The organism is Nocardioides albidus (genome assembly GCF_006335005.1).
GTDB classification, from domain to species: domain Bacteria; phylum Actinomycetota; class Actinomycetes; order Propionibacteriales; family Nocardioidaceae; genus Nocardioides; species Nocardioides albidus.
In genome coordinates this window covers 412880-430401 of record NZ_VDMP01000026.1, presented here as the reverse complement: position 1 = coordinate 430401, position 17522 = coordinate 412880, and the positions used below count along the sequence as shown (strand labels likewise).

Here is a 17522-nt window from a genome sequence, read left to right as displayed (position 1 = left end):
GCACGGATCCCGCGACTTGTCAGCGCTGCTGCATAAGAGCGCCGACGTCGTCGACGCTGAAGAACGCATCCACGAGCTGTTCACACACCTGCTCGACGAGGTTTCAGCCGCCGGCCAGGTGCGCACCGACATCGCGGCGGGCGAGCTCGCCGCCTACTGCCTCCACGCACTCAGTGCGGCAGCGAAGGCACCAGACGAGGCGGCGACAACGCGCCTGGTCGAGCTGTGCTTGCGGTCGCTCCAGTCCGAATAGAGGCTGCTAGAACCCGGCCCGGGAGGAGACGGCCGGGAGAAGTTCTTGATCTATCCGCGGCGCTGGTACGAGCAGGTAGGTGAAGTGCTGGTGGCGACCGCAGGGGATTCGCCCGTCCTGGTGATCGCTGCGACGGTGCAGCGAAGCAGGCAGGTTGCGATGGCTCGAGCAGTCGGGCTCTGCGCTGTTGCCCTGAGAACTGTCGTCATGGGTTTGTGGTCAGTCCCGGAGGGACTGATGGATGCCGGATCCGTGGCTGGGGGCAGGGTTGTCGTCGTTCTCGAGCTCGGCGGCGATCGAGACGGTGAGTCCGCCGAGGAGGAATCCGATCACGGCGGCGGCGAGGGTGTTCGTGTTCATGGACGTGCTCCAGATCAGTGGTGATGGGTGTGGTCGTCCGAGGTGCCCGGCGAGTGGTCGCCAGTGTGCGGATCGGCCGGCGCGTGGGCTCCATGGCCTGCTTGCGACCCAGGGGAGGTGTGACTGGTGTGATCTGCGTGCGAACCGGCGCTCGCGTGGTTCTCGTGCTCAGTGCCGTGGTGGTACTGGTGGGTGAGGGCGTGGCCCTTCCCCTTGTCGATGAGGTACCGGTTGACCGGGAAGGCGGCAAGGAAGGCCACGGAGAGTGCGATCATCATGCCGATCCAGAAGATCGGGTTGACCAGGCCGGAGTCCATCGCTCCGGGAATGAGGGCCATGACGACGTTGTCGACGAGCTCCATGACGGCGATCGACAGAGTGTCGGCGGCGAAGACGACGCTGAGCGCGGCGCCGAAGCCGAGGCCGGCCTTGATCAGTGGCAGCGTGGACAGGGCGTAGCCGAACAGGAAGGCCAGTCCGACGGCGAGCGCGATTGTGGCGCCGGTGCTCAGGCCAAGGGCTGTTCCGATCATCAGGCCGAGGATCTCGCCGATCGCGCAGCCGGTGAGGCAATGCAGGGTGGCGCTGGCGGCCATGGCGTTGCGGGAGTTCATCGCGGTGTGCCTCTCGTGGTGGATACCCCCCCACCGTATACGGCCGAGGAGGCGAACGCAAGCCGCGCAGTGATCTTCCTCGGAAGTGCGACAGCGTCGCCACCGGGTTTCGGTGGCGACGCTGTCGGCCGGAGGGCCAGCCGGTCAGCTGGTCAGCTGACCTGGTAGCCGGCGTCGGTGATCGCGGTGCGGACCGCGGTGTCCTCGACGTCCGGGCCGGTGACCTTCAACGTCCCGGTAGCGAGGTCGACGTCGGTGGCGACGACGCCGGGAACCTGGGTGACGGCGGCACTGACCTTGGTCGCGCAGCTGGAGCAGGTCATGCCCTGGACGGTGTACTCGTTGATGTCGCTCATGGGAGGACGTTCCTTTCGGTGGTGTGGTGAGCCGAGGGTCGGCTCGGTGTGGTCCGGCGCCGCGGGCGGAGCCGGAGGTGGTGCCGTCAGGCGGCGAGCTGCTGGGCCTGGTCCTCGGCTCCTGCCTGTCCCCCCGTGGCGCTGCGGAAGAGAGCGAGGGTGGCCAGGGCGCCGACGCCCGCGACGATGGCGGCGCCGATGAAGGCGGCGGAGAAGCCGTCGGTAAGGGCGGCCTTGTCGCCGAGCTGGTCGGCGCCGTTGGCTGCGGCGATGGCGGTCATCACGGCCAGGCCGAGCGCGGAGCCGATCTGGTAGCTGGTGTTGACGATGCCGGAGGCCAGGCCCCCCTCCTCGGGCCGGGCGGCGCCGATCGCGGTGCCCAGGGTGGGGATGAATGCCAGTGACATGCCCAGTGCGGCCACGAGGGAGGCCGGGAGTACGTCGACCGCGTACGAGCCGTCGGGGTCGATGAGTGCGAGCCACGACAGCCCGGCAGCGAGCAGGACGAGGCCGGTCACGGTCGCGGCCTTGGGGCCGATGGCGGCCAGCACCCGCGGTGCGAGGGCGATCATCCCGATCATGATCAGCAGGGTCATCGGGAGCAGGGCCGCGCCGCTGGGGAACGCGGTGTAGCCGAGGACCTGCTGCAGGTAGAGGTTCAGGAAGAACCACATCGGGATCCAGGCCGCGCCCAGCAGAAGCTGGGCGAGGTTGGCGGCGGCGAGGTTGGGGGCACGGAAGATGCCGAGCCGCACGAGAGGGTCGCGTCCCTTGGCCTGGCCGATGACGAATCCGGCGAGCAGGACCGCGGCGACGGCGAGGACGCCCCAGGTCTGGCCGGAGTCCCAGCCCACCTCGGGCGCCTGGACCACGGCGTACACCGCGGCGCCGAGGCCGGCGGTGACGGTGAGGGCGCCGAGAAGGTCGACGCGACGGCCCGAGGCGGCGCCACCGGCCGGCATCACGCTGGGGACGAGGGCGAGGATGGCCACGGCGATCGGGATGTTGATGAAGAACACCCACGGCCAGGAGAGGTACTCGGTGATCACGCCGCCGAGGAAAACCCCGGCAGTTCCGCCGGCAGGTGCGGCGGCGCCGTACAGGGCGAGGGCCTTCGGCAGCTCCTTCGGGTTCGCCCCGAACAGCATGAAGAGCAGCGTGAGGGCGGCCGGCGCGATCAGTGCCGATCCGGCGCCCTGGATGGCGCGGCCGAGCAGCTCGACCTCGACGTTACCGGCAAGGCCTGCGACCAGGGAGCCGCCCAGCAGGACGACCCATCCGGTCGAGAAGACGCGACGGGCGCCGAGGACGTCGGAGAGCTTGCCGCCGAGCAGCAGCAGCCCGCCGAGGGCGACGACGTAGGCGTTGAAGACCCAGGACAGGTTCTCCTGGGTGAAGCCGAGCTCGGCCTGCATCTTCGGCAGGGCGACCCCGATGATCGAGGTGTCCATGATGACCATGAACTGGGCGGCGGCGATGACCGCGAGCCCGAGCCAGCGGCGGTTTGCCGCTGGCGAGGTTGTGGCTGACATCTGATTCTCCTTCGACGGGTGCCCGGCTCGGTGGCGGGACTTCGTGGTTGTGTGGAATACCGTAGGGGGGTAATGTATTCCAACAAGAGCGGACGCTACCACGAAATACCGGAGGGGGGTACCATGGGAATGACCCACACGCTCACCGCGAAGGACAGCCCGATGGCAGAGACACACGAGGCGCACCAGCACAGCTACATCGCCAACAACAACAAGGACGCCTACCTGAAGCGGCTGCGGCGCATCGAGGGCCAGGCCCGCGGCCTGCAGCGGATGGTCGAGGAGGAGCAGTACTGCATCGACATCCTCACCCAGATCTCGGCGATGACGAAGGCCCTCGAGGCCGTCGCCCTGGGGCTCCTCGACGAGCACATGGCGCACTGCGTCGTGAACGCGGTCGCTGCCGGCGGCGAGGACGCGCAGATCAAGCTCAAGGAAGCCTCCGACGCCATCGCGCGGCTCGTCCGCTCCTGAACACCCCTCGATCCACCACCTGAAACCCGGAAGGAAACAGCCATGAGCCAGACCAGCACCTACACCGTCACCGGCATGACCTGCGGCCACTGCGTCGCCTCGGTCACCGAAGAGGTCCAGGAGATCCCCGGCGTCGAGGACGTCGCGGTCGACCTGCCCACCGGAGCCGTCACCATCACCAGCACCGAGCCCCTCGATGACGCCGCCGTTAAGGCCGCCGTCGAGGAAGCCGGCTACCACCTCGCATGAGCACCCCGGTCAAGCTCATCGGGTTCCTGGCCGCGATCGCCGCGATCTTCGGCCTCGCGCTCGTCGTCGGCCGAGTCGTCGGTCCGGTCGATGACGAGCCGGCCGCGGCCCACGACACCGCCCACGACGGCGACCAACGCGCGGCAGAAGAAGGCGAGCACGCCGGCGGCCACGGCGACGAGTCGCAGGCCTCATCCCCAGTACAAGAGGTCCCAGGAGGACTCATGGTCTCCCAGAACGGCTACACCCTGACCCTGGCCGAACCCCGCAGCCAGGCCGGGCAGGACCGACCCGTGGCGTTCACCATTACCGGCCCCGACGGCGCCCCGGTCACCGCCTACGACGTCGAGCACGAGAAGGACCTGCACCTGATCGCGGTGCGCCGTGACTTCGCCGGCTTCCAGCACGTCCACCCCGTCCTCGACGAGGACAGCGGGGTCTGGTCGATCGACCTCGACCTCACCCCCGGCACGTGGCGACTCTTCGCCGACTTCAAGGCCACCGGCGCCGACGCGCTCACCCTGGGTACCGACCTGGCCGTCGACGGCAACTACCGGCCCGCCGCGCCGCCCCAGGAGAACCGCACCGCGACCGTCGGCGACTACCAGGTCACCCTCGACGGCGACCTCACCGCCGGCAAGGACGCGAAGCTCACCCTGAACGTCACCAAGGCAGGCGAGCCGGTCACCGACCTCCAGCCCTACCTCGGCGCCTACGGCCACCTCGTCGCGCTCCGCGGCGGAGACCTTGCTTATCTACACGTCCACCCCGACGGGGAGCCCGGCGACGGCACCACGAAGCCCGGACCCGAGGTGGTCTTCTACGCCGCCGTTCCCAGCGCCGGGACCTACCACCTCTACCTGGACTTCCAGCACGACGGCGTGGTCCGCACCGCGGCGTTCACCGTCACCGCCCGCGGGGTCATGGACACCGAGTCCGGCTCCGATTCGACCGACGACAGCACACCCGCCGAGCACGGCGACCACTCCGGTCACTGACCGGCCAATTCCACCAGGAGACAACGATGACAACGCAGAGTCAGTCAGGCACCCCAGCCGCCGGTTCGATCGAGCTGGCGATCACCGGGATGACCTGCGCCTCCTGCGCCAACCGGATCGAGCGCAAGCTCAACAAGCTCGACGGCGTCAGCGCCACGGTCAACTACGCCACGGAGAAGGCAAAGGTCACCTTCGATCCCGACGTGGCGCCCGAGGCCCTGGTCGCGGCCGTCGAGCAGGCCGGGTACGGCGCCTCCCTGCCCCGACCGCCGAAGACCGACAACGCCGGCACAGACGGCAACAACGGCGCGGCAGAGGAAGCCGACCCGCTCCGCACTCTGCGGCAGCGGCTCCTGATCTCGGCGGTCCTCACCGTCCCGGTGATCGCGATGGCGATGATCCCCGCCCTGCAGTTCACCAACTGGCAGTGGCTCTCCCTGACACTCGCCGCACCCGTCGTGGCCTGGGGCGCCTGGCCCTTCCACAAGGCGGCCTGGACCAACCTTCGCCACGGCACCTCGACCATGGACACGCTGATCTCGCTCGGCACCCTGGCCGCACTGGGCTGGTCGCTCTACGCCTTGTTCTGGGGCACGGCCGGCATCCCCGGCATGACCCACCCGTTCGAGCTCACGATCCAGCGCAGCGACGGCAGCGGCAACATCTACCTCGAAGCCGCGGCCGGCGTCACCACCTTCATCCTCGCCGGTCGCTACTTCGAGCAGCGCTCCAAGCGCCGCGCCGGCGCAGCTCTCCGTGCTCTGCTCGAGCTCGGCGCGAAGGAGGTCGCCGTCCTCGGACCCGACGGCGTCACCGAGACCAAGATCCCGGTCGACCAGCTCGCGGTCGGCAACCGGTTCGTCGTACGCCCCGGCGAGAAGATCGCCACCGACGGCGTCATCGAGCGCGGTACGTCGGCCGTGGACGCCTCGATGCTGACCGGCGAGTCCGTGCCGGTCGAGGTCGGCGAGGGTGACGCCGTCGTCGGCGCCACCGTCAACGCCGGCGGGCGCCTCGTCGTGCGCGCGACGAGAGTCGGCGGCGACACCCAGCTGGCGCAGATGGCGCGCCTGGTCGAGGACGCCCAGAACGGCAAGGCCCAGGTCCAGCGCCTGGCCGACCGGATCTCGGGCATCTTCGTCCCGATCGTCATCCTCCTCGCCGCCGGCACCCTCGGCTTCTGGCTCGGCACCGGCAACGGCCTCGCCGCCGCCTTCACCGCCGCGGTCGCGGTCCTGATCATCGCCTGCCCCTGCGCCCTCGGGCTGGCCACGCCGACCGCCCTCATGGTCGGCACCGGCCGCGGCGCCCAGCTCGGCATCCTGATCAAAGGCCCCGAGGTCCTGGAGTCGACCCGCAGCGTCGACACCGTCGTCCTGGACAAGACCGGCACCGTCACCACCGGCAAGATGACCCTGCGCGACGTCATCGCCGCCGACGGCGAGGACGCAACCGTGGTCCTGCGCTACGCCGGTGCCCTCGAGAACGCCTCCGAGCACCCCATCGCCCGGGCAATCGCCGACGCCGCCCGGGACCAGCAGAGTCCCCTCCCCGAGGTCGAGGACTTCGCCAACATCGAAGGCCTCGGCATCCAGGGAGTCCTCGCCGACGGGGCAGCCAGCCACGCCGTGCTCGTCGGCCGTCCCCAACTGCTGGCCGAGTGGTCCCAGCACCTGACGCCCGCGCTGCAGCAGGCGCTGGAGGAGGCCCAGTCCACGGGCGGCACCGCCGTCGCAGTCGGGTGGGACGGCAAGGCACGCGGCGTCGTGGTGGTCGCGGACGCGATCAAGCCGACATCGGCAGCCGCGATTCGCGAGCTGCGCGAGCTCGGACTGCGGCCCGTGCTGCTCACCGGCGACAACGCGGTCGTCGCCCGGCAGGTCGCCGCGGAGGTCGGTATCGACGAGGCCGACGTCATCGCCGACGTACTCCCCGCAGACAAGGTCGACGTCGTCAAGCGGCTCCAGGCCGAGGGGAATGTCGTCGCCATGGTCGGCGACGGCGTCAACGACGCAGCCGCGCTGGCCCAGGCCGACCTCGGCCTGGCGATGGGCACCGGCACCGACGTGGCGATCGAGGCCAGCGACCTCACCCTCGTCCGCGGCGACCTGCGGGTGGCGGTCGACGCGATCCGGCTCTCGCGCCGCACTCTCGGCACGATCAAGGGCAACCTGTTCTGGGCCTTCGCCTACAACGTCGCCGCCCTGCCACTGGCCGCCGCCGGCCTGCTCAACCCGATGCTCGCCGGCGCCGCCATGGCGTTCTCCTCGGTGTTCGTGGTCTCCAACAGCCTGCGCCTGCGCGGGTTCAAGGCCCACTCCGCCGCCGCGACCGAAGCACCGGGGACCGTGTCATGAGCGCGCCCACGGCTCGGTTGGCGGCGCTGACTCCGGAGAGCGCGGTCGGTGCCTCGCGCGACCTCCTCGGCGACCTGGTCGAGCGGCACGGCCAGGTCGGTGCGATGGTCCGCACCATGGCCCACTCGCCCGCGGTCCTGGGTGGCTACCTGCAGCTGAGCCGGGCGATGAAGCGCGCCAAGCTCGACCGGCGCATCAGCGAGCTCGTCTCGATCGCACTGCAGGTCCACCAAGGCTGCGAACTGTGCCTGGAGGCGCACGAGAGCGCCGCCCGATCGCTCGGTGTCACCGAGGAGGAGATCGAGGCGGCCCGGCGCAGCACGTCCGCGGATCCCCGGGTAGCGGCCATGATCGCGGTGGCCATGAGGGTGTACCGGGAGCCCACGGGCATCACGGACGCCCAGGTCCAAGAGTTGCGCGACCATGGCTACAGCGACCGGGAGATAGCCGACGTCGTCGGGGTGGTAGCGCTCAACGTGCTCACCGGAGCGTTCAACCTGCTCGCCGGACTCACGCCAGAGACCACCCCCTGAAGCAGGATCCCAGCCCGCGCAGCCGACAGCCGGTGGCCGACGCCGCTGGACCCGCGCGGCCCTGAAAGCCCCGTCGGCCCGGACCCCTAAGTCGACTCTTTCAATGGATTTTGAACATGACAGCGAGTTGTCGCAGGGGCGCTGCATCTCGACAAGAGCCGGGGCTCACCAGGGATGGGCCCGAGTCTTCTCGAACTTTCGGGGGGACGCCTCCTGACCTGCACGAATGCGTTGACACGCACTGCGTCCCCCCGCCTACCGCAAGCGCGGGGGGACGGATGCGGGGACGCGAGGACGCCACGCTCAGGCCGTGACTCAAAACGAGTTCCCCGAAAGTGTCCGATCCGTGGCGGCCGCCGTTGCCTATCGGGTCGTGATGGCTTTCAAACGGCTGTGCCCGGAGGGCGGATGTTCCCTAGGCCTGTGCTCACGACCGGTTGGCCAGTCCGGTGGGGTCGCCGAGATCGGAGTGATCGACGGTCGCCAGGTAGCGGGTGGCGCCTTCGACGCTGAGTCCGAACAGGTCGTAGATGCGGCGTACGTCGCCGCCGGTGGCGTGGATCTCGTGCAGGATGCGGTCCTCGCGCAGGGCCCGCGGACGAATGCGGCTGTCCTTCCAGGGAAAGGAGTGGCCGCCCGGCACGAGCCGCGGCGCGGTTCTTCGGTTGATGAGCAGATGTGGGTTCGCGGTGCTGGGCCAGGTTCGGTTGCGGTAGTCGAGCCAGGCGCTCAGCCGGGTCCGAACGGGTGCTGCAAGCGGGATGTCGCGGCCGTCGAGGTGGAGCCGGCCGTCGACGATGTCGGTCAACCCGAGCTCGCGCACCTGCTTGCCGGTCAGGCCGTGGAAGGCCACCAGGGCCACTGCGAGCGCGACGGCCGGGTTCGGCGAGTCCAGCTCGGCCCGGATCAGCGCGGGGTCCAACGGCATCGGAATGTTGGTGTGGACGCGGGTCAGATCGATGCCCCGCATGGGGTTGGCGAAGACGAGTCGGCGGCCCTTGAGGATCTTGAACAACGACTTCAGCCCGTTCTCCGCGAAGTGGCGGTGGCTGGTGCCGGTAGGCAGGGTCGCGAGGGCGGCCAGGATGTCGTCCTTGGTGATCTCTGCGAACGACCGGCGGCCGGCTTCGACCCACCGCTGGACCACGGGTGCCAGCCCTTGGATGTGGATCTCGACGGTCTCGGGTTCGCGGGGCAGTTGGCGAGGTGCTTGTCGGGATCCACCGAGCATGACCTGAAGCCACAACTGGAGGTGCTCCCGCATCGCGTCGGGGAGGCCTCCGGATTCGATGAACTTGGCGTTGAAGTACCGCTCCACCCGTGTCGGAACGTCTTCGATGAGCAACTCGGCTTCCGCGAGGACGTCGAGGGTGGAGGTGATGGTGCCGTCGTAGCGGCGAACGGCGACGACGTCGCTAGCGCGGACCTTCGCAGTGGGCGTCGGCCGGACGGTCTGCAGCATCCGCAAGGTCTGAATCACCGCATTGCGTTGCCTCACGCTCCAGCCGTAGCGCCGGGCGTGATCGGCAACGATGGCCGCACAGTAGCGCGTCAGCTCACTGTCTTCGAGCAGGATTCGTTGGCGCAGGACCTCGGGGTCGGGGTCCATATCGAACAGGGTCAACTGTTCGCGCGCGTGCTCGTCGAAGCTGGTGCCGGGGTGGTAGCTCAGCTGGTTCTTGTTCTTCTTCGACCAACGGGCATCCCAGCTGACGTAGTCCGGCAGCGGCGTCACCCGACGTTTGAAGACCATGTTGGCGAAGAACAACTGCTGGCTGTTCTTGTTCGTGCCGGCGAGGTCCGGGGCGCGCCCGGGCACCTGCTCGAGTCGGGCATTCTCAAGGCAGAGGCGACATGCCCGCCTGTCGCTGACGTGGCTGGTGCGGCCGCAGAAGCCGCAGGTGCCCTTCGGGTAGTGGGTCTGCCACCAGCGGCACGACCAGCAGGTCCAGTTGTGGCGGGGGTAGACGCCCCAGGCCAGGCAGCCTTTGCAGGACCCGATGTGCTCGGGGCTGCGGGGATGACATCGACTGCACAATCCCTGACTGAAGTAGTCGGCTCGGGAGCCGCAGTGGTCGCACGGTGGCGATGCGAACGGGCCACCGGGCAGGCAGCGATAGCAGAGGTCGACTCGGGGGTTGGTCCAGGCAACCCGGTTGTCCTGGCAGGCGTTGCACTTGGGCGGCACCCGCAGGGGCGCGTTCGGGCCGGGCGCTGGCATGCAATGCTCCTCGTCGCCGTGGCCGATGTGGGCGAGGGTTACAGCGGCGGGGTCGACCGCGGCTTGCCGAGCCGCGGGGTGACCGCCGGGGGCATACCGGCGCTGTCGTTCGGATCGCCGTTCCCGTTGCCGCCGTTGCCGTTGGCTGCGTCCGTGTTGCGGGGACGGCGGGCGGCGACCTTGTCCGGCTCCGGTGTCATCAGGTCGTTCGGGCTGCACTCGAGCACGGCGCACAGCACGTCGAGCTCTTCGAGCCGCATTGTCGGCGGGGCGCCAGCCCACCACGACGACATCTTCCCGGCGCTGATCTCAAGCCCGGCCTCAGCCAGCATCCGGCGCAGCTCCGCGGACTTCCAGATCCCTCTCTCGGCGGCTCGCAGCCGCAGGCTCCACTGCATCTGGATCCTCTCCTTCGGTTCGTCGATCGGGTCAGTCGGTACGAATGCCAAGGCGGGCTTCAACACGGTCGCTCGCGTTGTTCCACGCACGTTCGATGTGGTCGCTGCGGACGTGAAGGTAGCCCGAGGTGGTGGCCAGCCACTGGTGGCCAAGGAGCTCTTGGAGGGCCTTGATGTCCATGCCGGCCGCGTACAGAGACGATGCGCAGTAGTGCCGCAGCACGTGTGGCGTCATCCGCCCCGACCACGCCGGAAGCCACTGATCGACCTGGATCCCCAGGGCGCGGCGCAGCGCGTTCGCGCCGACGCGGCCACAGCGGTCCAGCTCGCGGTCGAACCGCTCGGACGGCAGCATCGGCGCATCCGGGTCAGCCCAATCCTCGCCGTACTGCGGGCGGACCTCTCCCAGCCACCAGTCGATCAACTGGTTCGCGCCGTTGATGGCCGGCACCAGCCGGGGCTTGGGTCCGCGGCCGCCGGAGCCCTTGCCGTGGCGAACGTGGAGCTTGCCGAACTCGCCCAGATCGGGGCGCCAGTCGCGGATGTCGAGCATGACGGTCTCGTTGATCCGCAGCCCGAGCCGGCGCCACAGCGAGGCGGCGAAGTAGTCGCGGGCCGCCGGCCGATACTTGCGTGCCTGCGGGACCGATCCGCGCCAGGCAGTGAACAGCGAGTCGACCTCGTCATCCGATGGCGGCACCCGGATCTTGCCCAGCGATGCCCCGGACTGGCGATTGAACTCATCGATCGGCTGCTCAACCAATACGCCAGTCGCGCGTCGAATCGTGCCCTCGTAGCGGGCGATCACGAACTCATAGAACCCCGACAGCGCCCCTGCCTTGCCCGCCCGGGTCGACACGCTGAGCCCCATCCGTCGCTGCTGGGCCAAGAAGGCGTCCGCGTCCGCGCAGGTGGCCTCCCACAGCGGGGTGGACAGCGAGCGCGCGAACTCAATGACGATCGCCCGGGTCCCGCCGATGTGGCGGTCAGTCAGACCTGCTGCCGACATCGCCAGCGCGTACTGGTCGACGACCTCCTGCTCGAAGTCCAGCACCGCCTGCGCACCTATCAGTGCCGGATCAGCAGCGCTGCCACCCGGCAGCGCCACCAAGCCCATCAGTCACCGACTTCAAGCGAGGCGATCATGCATCGATGCTACAGCAAAACCGTCAGCCAGAGTGACCAAGTGTCAATTCAGGTCCGGCCAGCGGTCGAACCGACGCCACCTGCACAGACGCAGATCGGGACTCATCTGGGTCCGATCGAACCTGAGTTCCTAGAGATTGCAGCGTCATGACCACTCAGGTACGCGGTCGAGCAGCCCGCGAAGCGAAGCTCGAGGCGCTCCAGGAGCAATTGTCCGAGTCCGTTGCTGCGCTGATGACCGGCGAGGATTGGAAGCGCGCCCTGACCTTCGCCGCGCAGTTCCGCGGGCGCAGCTTCGGGAACTCGATGCTGATCGCGGCGCAGCACTTCGCGGCGTACGAGGAGGGCAGAGTGCCCGAGCCGACGCCGACGTACGTCGCCGGCTTCCACCAGTGGCTCTCGCTCGGCCGCAGCGTCGCGAAAGGCCAGCGCGGCTACGGCATCCTCGCCCCCGTCACAGGTCGGTTCGCCTCGTTCACGCCCGACGACCCGAACTCCTGGCGACGCTTGGCGCGCAACGAGAAGCCGATGTCCGGTGAGTACGCCCGCACCCGGATGATCGGGGTCAAGCCGACCTACGTCTGGGACATCTCCCAGACCACCGGCGACCCGGTGCCCGAACTCCCCCGCCCCTCCCTACTTCAAGGTCAAGCGCCGGACGGGCTGTGGGACGGGCTCGCCGACCAGATCACGGCCGCCGGCTTCGAGCTCCGACTCGTCTCCTCGGCTGCGGCGATCGGCGGCGCCAACGGCCTGACCGACTTCCTCTCCCGCGCGGTCTCGGTCCGCATGGACATGGACGATGCGGCCCAGGTGAAGACGCTCGCCCACGAACTCGGCCATGTTCTCCTCCACGCGCCACCGGAGACCGCCCCGTCGACCGAGTCCGCCGCCGACGCGACCTTGCACCGTGGGATCGCCGAGGTGGAGGCCGAATCCGTCGCGCTCATGGTCGGCGCCGCCCACGGGCTCGACACCTCCTCCTACACGGTGCCGTACGTGTCGACCTGGGCAGCGAGCGTCCCCGGCAAGAACCCTGTCGAGGTCGTCCAGTCAACCGCCGAACGCGTCCGCACAACCGCGCTCGGCATCCTCGACAAGGTAGACACCCAGCAGGTCGGCGACGGCAACCCGCCGGGGCTCGACCGCGAAGCCCTCAGCCACCGCACGGGGACAGCTGCAGTCACCACCACAGAACGCCGTGATGGGGCGGTGCTCGGGCTATGAAGATCCCCGTCGTCCTCAGCACCGTTCACGTCGCCATCGACGCCGACGGCGTACTCGCGGTCGACGTCGACGGTGTCCCGCACTATTCCGAACAGACCAGGACACGCGGCGACCTTCGCGCTGTCATCGACGAGATCACCTCAGACCTCGGCGCCCCTGTACGCGTCGAGGTACGCGAGGCCGACGGCTCGACGTTCACTGACGTCGCGACTCCTCGAGAGTCCTCGGCTGCAGCCGCCGCGGAACCGTCTCCCAGCTCGCGACCTCCGGCGCTCGCTGGTGCCGGATTCCAGCCCGGCGAGGAAGTCGCCCTGGCCTACGTCGTCGTACGCCAGAACGCCGACGCGGAAGGCAACGCGTCACTGAACCTCCCGCCCGCGCTGATCGCCGCAACCCGCGGTGGGCTCGTACTGCTCGGGACGAGGTCACGGACAGTCACCCCATTCGAGGCGCCCGCATGAACCCCGCAGCACGCGGTGGGAACGACGAGCTCGTGAACCTGGCACTCATCGGGATAGTCGCGGCGCTCACTCTGGCGCTGGTGCTCCGCGCCGCAGCCACGGCCGCTGCGGTCGCAACGGGTGCGGCCGCGCCCGAAGGCGGGATCGCGAGCGGACTGCGGGTCCTGACCGAGCCTCGCCGGCCAGCACAAGCATTCGAGGCGCCCGGGTTGTCAGCGATCGCGTATTGGAGCGTCGTTGTGCTGCTGCTCGGCGTCCTCGCGACAATCGCCTGGTGCGTGTGGAGATTGGTCGCTCGTCTGCGGCACCGGGCTGCTCGAGATCCCCACCGCATCAAGGGCACCGCAACCGCCCGGGACATCGACACGACCGCATCGAAGAAGGCCCTCGTACGACGTGCCGCCACCCTTCGGCCCTCGATCCGCCACCCCCGCGCGAGCGACGTCGGCTACCTGATCGGACGCAGCTGTGGCCGCGAGATCTGGGCATCGGTCGAGGACTCGATCCTCGTGATCGGTCCGCCACGTTCCGGCAAGGGACTCCACCTCGTCATCAATGCCATCCTCGACGCGCCCGGGACCGTCGTCACCACCTCCACACGGCCGGACAACATCGCCTCCACGATCACAGCCCGCAAGGAACACGGGCCGGTCGCCGTGTTCGACCCTCAGCACCTCACCGAGGGAGTGCCAGCCGTCGACGGTTGCGGCGTTCGATGGTCGCCGATCCGCGGCTGCGAACAGCCCCTAACTGCGATGATCCGCGCTTCAGGGCTGGCGTCGTCGACCGGACTCTCCTCCGGCGGCACAGAGTCCGGCGGCTTCTGGGAAGGCAAGGCCCGCTCCGCGCTCCAAGCGCTCCTCCATGCAGCCGCCCTCGAGCAACTACCGACTCGCGCACTCTTCGAATGGTCTCTGTCCGCATCTGCCGCAGCTGACGCCGTCGGCATCCTCGCCAGCCACCCGCAAGCAGCTGCGGGATGGTCGGACTCGCTCGAGGGCATGATCAGCTCAGATCCGCGCACCCGTGACTCCATCTGGATGGCCGTCGCCCAAGCTCTCTCCTGCCTCGCCGATCCTGCCGTGCTGGAGGCCGTCAGCCCGGAGCCGGGCGAGGCGTTCGACCCGCGCGACTTCCTTACCAAATGCGGCACTCTCTACCTGCTGGCCACCGGAGCCGGCGCAGGTGCCTCGTGGCCGCTCGTCGCCGCGTTCATGGAAGACCTCACCGAGGTCGCCCGTCACCTCGCTGCGGCGTCACCAGGCTCACGCCTGGACCCTCCCGTCCTCATGGCGCTCGACGAGATCGGCAACCTCGCGCCGCTCCCCTCCCTCCCGGTCCTGATGGCCGAGGGCGGCGGGACCGGGATCACGACAATGCCCGTCCTCCAGTCGCTGGCTCAGGCGCGCAACAAGTGGGGCGACCATGCGGCCAGCACGATCTGGGACGCGAGCATCGTCAAGGTCATCCTCGGCGGCGCATCGGCCTCGAAGGACCTGCAGGAACTCTCGGTTCTCATCGGCGAGCGCGACGAGCGCACCGACACCGTGAGCATCGGCGACTACGGCCAGCGCTCCCTTCAGCGGTCGACTCGCCGCGTCGCGGTAATGCCGCCAGAGCGGATCCGAACGCTTCCCTTCGGCACCGGCCTCGTGCTGCTTCGCTCGGTGCCGCCCATCGTGGCTGGCCTTCGATCTTGGACGAATCGATGAGCCAGCACCGTTTTCGACACCGAATCGCACCAGGCCGCCCGGGCGCCCTCCTGGAGTCTCGTGCACGCCACTCCGAGCCCCCGGACGTGTCGGACCTCTGTGGCAGCATGACGACATGACGAGGATCACCGTGCACGCGGGCAAGTCCATCCTCGAGAGCTATGTCAAACGGCCCGGCGCAGGGCTGTGCGAGCTGATCTGGAACGCCTTCGACGAGGACGCCACATTGGTGCGCGTTCGCGTGACAACCAACGCCCTCGGGGCCATCGACCAGATCCAAGTCGAGGACGACGGGCACGGGATGAATCTCCAGCGTGCGCAGTTGGCCTTCGAGACTGTTGGCGACAGTTGGAAGCGCAAGCCGGGCGCACTCACTGAGGGGAAGCGGCCAGTGCACGGAAAACTCGGCCGGGGCAGGTACGCCGCTTTCGGCCTGGGACGCTCCGTGCAATGGGTCTCGACGGCACCCCAGGTAGAGGGAGGGGCGCCGTCGACCGTCACGGTACGTGGCAATGCCGACGACCTTCAGCACATGGAGATCAGCGAGGGCGCCTGCGAATCGACGACGTCAGGCACGCGAGTCGTTGTCGGCATGGTCACCGCTGCCGCGCAGAGCGCTTTTGACCGGACTGACGACCTACGAAACCAGCTCCTGGGAGAGTTCGCGCTCCATCTGGAGCGCTACGAAGACTTCAACATCGAGTTCCTAGACGAGGCTCTTACCCCGGTCTCCGTTATCGAGACGCAGCGGGAGATCGAGCTCGAACTGCCAGACGGCGTCGATGGGACTGCGAGCCTCACTCTCATCGAGTGGAATCTGTCGAACGTCGACCGTCGGCTCTACCTGTGCACTGCAGACGGCTCGATTATCGACGACATTCCGCCCGGCATTCGGAGTCCCGGGTCGGAGTTCACCGCCTACTTGCGGTGGGATGGATTCAGTCACGACGCCCCCATGCTCCTTCTGGACGACCTCGACTCGCTGCCTGGGCAGGTGATCACGACAGCCAAGGCAGCGCTCCGAGCGGCTCTCGCCGACTCAGCACGCAAGCGGGAGGCTGACACGGTCCGGGGGTGGAAGGCTGAAGGGGTCTACCCGTTTGAGGACGGCGAACCGCAAAATGCCGTCGAGAGCGCAACTCGCGAGATCTTCAATGTCGTGGCGATGACCACGGCGCGCACCATCGAGGAGACCAAGTCGCGTCGCGTCAAGGCGCTGGCATTGCGCCTGATGCGCGAGGCGTTGGAAAACGATCCGGAATCCTTGCTGCCAATACTCCACGAGGTGGTGAAGCTCCCGGGGCAGCGACTGGACGAATTAAAGGAGATCTTGGAACGCACGTCGCTGACCCACCTGATCCAGGTGGGTAAGGAGATCGGAGGGCGCGTCGACTTCCTGAACGGGCTTGATGCGTTGCTGTTCGATCGTCAGACCCGCCGGCGGATGCTGGAACGCCGGCAGTTGCACCGCATCCTCGCGAACGAGACGTGGCTGTTCGGCGAGCAGTGGTCGATCACTGGCGACGACAAGCCGCTCAACGCCGTGCTTAAGAAGTTTCTGCAGAAGCTCGGCCAAGACGTGGAGTTGGCGAGCTCGAAGATCGTCCGCGACGACGGCAAGGAGGCGATTCCAGATCTGGTGCTTGGTCGCTCCATGCCATCCAACGAGGACCGCATGACCCACCTGGTCGTGGAGCTTAAGCGCCCGAACCACCGTCTTGAGGCGGCTGACGTGGACCAACTGCGGAGCTACGCCAGTGCAATCGTGAACGACGAGCGGTTCAACCAACCCAACGTGACATGGGACTTCTGGTTGATCGGCAACGACACCCGCAAGGACGTCGACGAGATGCGTCGACAGATCGGTCGCCCGTTCGGGTGCGCTCATCAGGGCGAGAAGTACAGCATCTGGGTCCATACCTGGGCCGAGGTTCTGTCGTCCGCGCGCCATCGAATCAAGTTTGTTGAACAGTCACTTCAGTACGAGTCTGATCGCGACACAGGGCTCAGTCTGATGCGCGAGAGGTACGCGCCGTATCTCCCCGATGAGGTATTCGAAGAAGAGATCGACCAAGGCACTGAGGCCGGCTGACAGGGCTGTGCACGCTTCCGGCTCGAGTAGCTCGGACTTCCGGCTGGTGGCGTAGCCAGTGCACCTCACTCCTGAGCGCGGTGTTCATCGAGGCGCCGCCAGATCCCAGGAGTCATGATGTCCATTCCCACTCAGATGAGCCTAGTCGGCTTCGTCGCCTCCGCGCCGGAGCTCCACTTCACCAAGCAGGGCGCCGAGTGCTGCCGTCTGCGTGTCGGCATCGAGCAGTGGCGCAAGGAGGTCGACGGCAGCTTCACGAAGCTCGACCCGACCTTCCACGACATGGTGGCCTTCGAGAGCACCGCCCGCGAGACGTACGCCCGTTTCCGCAAGGGTGACTCTTTCGTGGCCAGTGGCTACGTCCACGAGTACGACGTGGACGGCCGCGAGGGCAGCGTCGTCAGGGAGGAGTTCGTTGCCCGCAAGATCGGCCACAACGCCAACAAGACCGACTACGTCGTTCAGCGCGGACGTCACGCCGCCGACCCGCCCCTGACCGCTGTGCCGCAGCCGCCCGCCGTCGGCCTCTGACCGAGGCG

At 68.2% G+C, this 17522-nt stretch carries 18 protein-coding genes; 11 read left to right on the top strand and 7 right to left on the bottom strand.

Annotated elements, in window-relative coordinates:
- The first annotated feature begins 16 nt into the window (after positions 1–16).
- The gene (locus tag FHP29_RS17890; protein ID WP_139624205.1) at positions 17–253 is read left to right on the top strand and encodes an SbtR family transcriptional regulator; all 237 of its coding nucleotides are present in this window, start codon (positions 17–19) and stop codon (positions 251–253) included.
- A gap of 219 nt (positions 254–472) precedes the next feature.
- Here the strand turns inward: FHP29_RS17890 and FHP29_RS21860 are convergent, their stop codons facing one another.
- From FHP29_RS21860 to FHP29_RS17875, 4 genes are all read right to left on the bottom strand, one after another.
- Positions 473–613, bottom strand: coding sequence for a hypothetical protein (locus FHP29_RS21860; protein WP_158296625.1), 141 nt, complete (start codon positions 611–613; stop codon positions 473–475).
- Between the two features lie 14 nt (positions 614–627).
- Positions 628–1227, bottom strand: a complete 600-nt coding sequence (locus FHP29_RS17885; RefSeq protein WP_240044579.1) for a DUF4396 domain-containing protein — start codon at positions 1225–1227, stop codon at positions 628–630.
- Between the two features lie 152 nt (positions 1228–1379).
- A complete protein-coding gene (locus FHP29_RS17880) occupies positions 1380–1583 on the bottom strand; it encodes a heavy-metal-associated domain-containing protein (RefSeq protein WP_139624204.1) in 204 nt (67 codons plus the stop codon).
- Between the two features lie 86 nt (positions 1584–1669).
- Positions 1670–3115 (bottom strand): MFS transporter, encoded by a 1446-nt coding sequence (locus tag FHP29_RS17875; protein WP_139624203.1) that lies wholly within the window; start codon positions 3113–3115, stop codon positions 1670–1672.
- A gap of 162 nt (positions 3116–3277) precedes the next feature.
- Here FHP29_RS17875 and FHP29_RS17870 point away from each other — a divergent pair, with 162 nt between their 5' ends.
- From FHP29_RS17870 to FHP29_RS17850, 5 genes are read left to right on the top strand one after another with little or no spacing between them, the layout of a single operon-like run.
- Positions 3278–3589 carry a metal-sensitive transcriptional regulator gene (locus FHP29_RS17870; protein WP_192904043.1) on the top strand — a complete coding sequence of 104 codons (312 nt, stop codon included), beginning with the start codon at positions 3278–3280 and terminating at the stop codon, positions 3587–3589.
- 42 nt (positions 3590–3631) lie between these two features.
- Positions 3632–3838: a heavy-metal-associated domain-containing protein gene (locus FHP29_RS17865; RefSeq protein ID WP_139624202.1), complete on the top strand. Its 207-nt coding sequence runs from the start codon at positions 3632–3634 to the stop codon at positions 3836–3838.
- Complete coding sequence (locus FHP29_RS17860; protein WP_139624201.1) at positions 3835–4836, top strand: hypothetical protein; 1002 nt, start codon at positions 3835–3837, stop codon at positions 4834–4836. Before FHP29_RS17865 ends, FHP29_RS17860 begins: the two co-directional genes overlap by 4 nt.
- Positions 4837–4862: 26 nt before the next feature.
- Positions 4863–7193: a heavy metal translocating P-type ATPase gene (locus tag FHP29_RS17855; RefSeq protein WP_139624200.1), complete on the top strand. Its 2331-nt coding sequence runs from the start codon at positions 4863–4865 to the stop codon at positions 7191–7193.
- Positions 7190–7726, top strand: a complete 537-nt coding sequence (locus FHP29_RS17850) for a carboxymuconolactone decarboxylase family protein (protein WP_109691854.1) — start codon at positions 7190–7192, stop codon at positions 7724–7726. Before FHP29_RS17855 ends, FHP29_RS17850 begins: the two co-directional genes overlap by 4 nt.
- Before the next feature lie 427 nt (positions 7727–8153).
- Here the strand turns inward: FHP29_RS17850 and FHP29_RS17845 are convergent, their stop codons facing one another.
- From FHP29_RS17845 to FHP29_RS17835, 3 genes are read right to left on the bottom strand one after another with little or no spacing between them, the layout of a single operon-like run.
- Entirely contained in the window at positions 8154–9947 is a 1794-nt protein-coding gene (locus tag FHP29_RS17845; RefSeq protein WP_139624199.1) for a hypothetical protein, read from the bottom strand.
- Between the two features lie 38 nt (positions 9948–9985).
- Positions 9986–10345 (bottom strand): helix-turn-helix domain-containing protein, encoded by a 360-nt coding sequence (locus FHP29_RS17840; protein WP_139624198.1) that lies wholly within the window; start codon positions 10343–10345, stop codon positions 9986–9988.
- Positions 10346–10376: 31 nt separating this feature from the next.
- Positions 10377–11399, bottom strand: a complete 1023-nt coding sequence (locus tag FHP29_RS17835; protein WP_240044578.1) for a tyrosine-type recombinase/integrase — start codon at positions 11397–11399, stop codon at positions 10377–10379.
- Between the two features lie 239 nt (positions 11400–11638).
- Here FHP29_RS17835 and FHP29_RS17830 point away from each other — a divergent pair, with 239 nt between their 5' ends.
- The 5 genes from FHP29_RS17830 to FHP29_RS17810 all read left to right on the top strand — a co-directional run bounded on the left by FHP29_RS17830 (position 11639) and on the right by FHP29_RS17810 (position 17514).
- Complete coding sequence (locus FHP29_RS17830; protein WP_139624196.1) at positions 11639–12718, top strand: ArdC-like ssDNA-binding domain-containing protein; 1080 nt, start codon at positions 11639–11641, stop codon at positions 12716–12718.
- On the top strand, positions 12715–13179 hold the full coding sequence (locus FHP29_RS17825) for a hypothetical protein (RefSeq protein WP_139624195.1): 465 nt from the start codon (positions 12715–12717) through the stop codon (positions 13177–13179). The genes FHP29_RS17830 and FHP29_RS17825 overlap by 4 nt, the downstream gene beginning before the upstream one ends.
- Positions 13176–14891: a type IV secretory system conjugative DNA transfer family protein gene (locus FHP29_RS17820; RefSeq protein ID WP_139624194.1), complete on the top strand. Its 1716-nt coding sequence runs from the start codon at positions 13176–13178 to the stop codon at positions 14889–14891. The genes FHP29_RS17825 and FHP29_RS17820 overlap by 4 nt, the downstream gene beginning before the upstream one ends.
- Before the next feature lie 115 nt (positions 14892–15006).
- The gene (locus FHP29_RS17815) at positions 15007–16983 is read left to right on the top strand and encodes an ATP-binding protein (protein ID WP_139624193.1); all 1977 of its coding nucleotides are present in this window, start codon (positions 15007–15009) and stop codon (positions 16981–16983) included.
- A gap of 117 nt (positions 16984–17100) precedes the next feature.
- Positions 17101–17514: a single-stranded DNA-binding protein gene (locus tag FHP29_RS17810; RefSeq protein ID WP_139624192.1), complete on the top strand. Its 414-nt coding sequence runs from the start codon at positions 17101–17103 to the stop codon at positions 17512–17514.
- Positions 17515–17522: the final 8 nt, after the last annotated feature.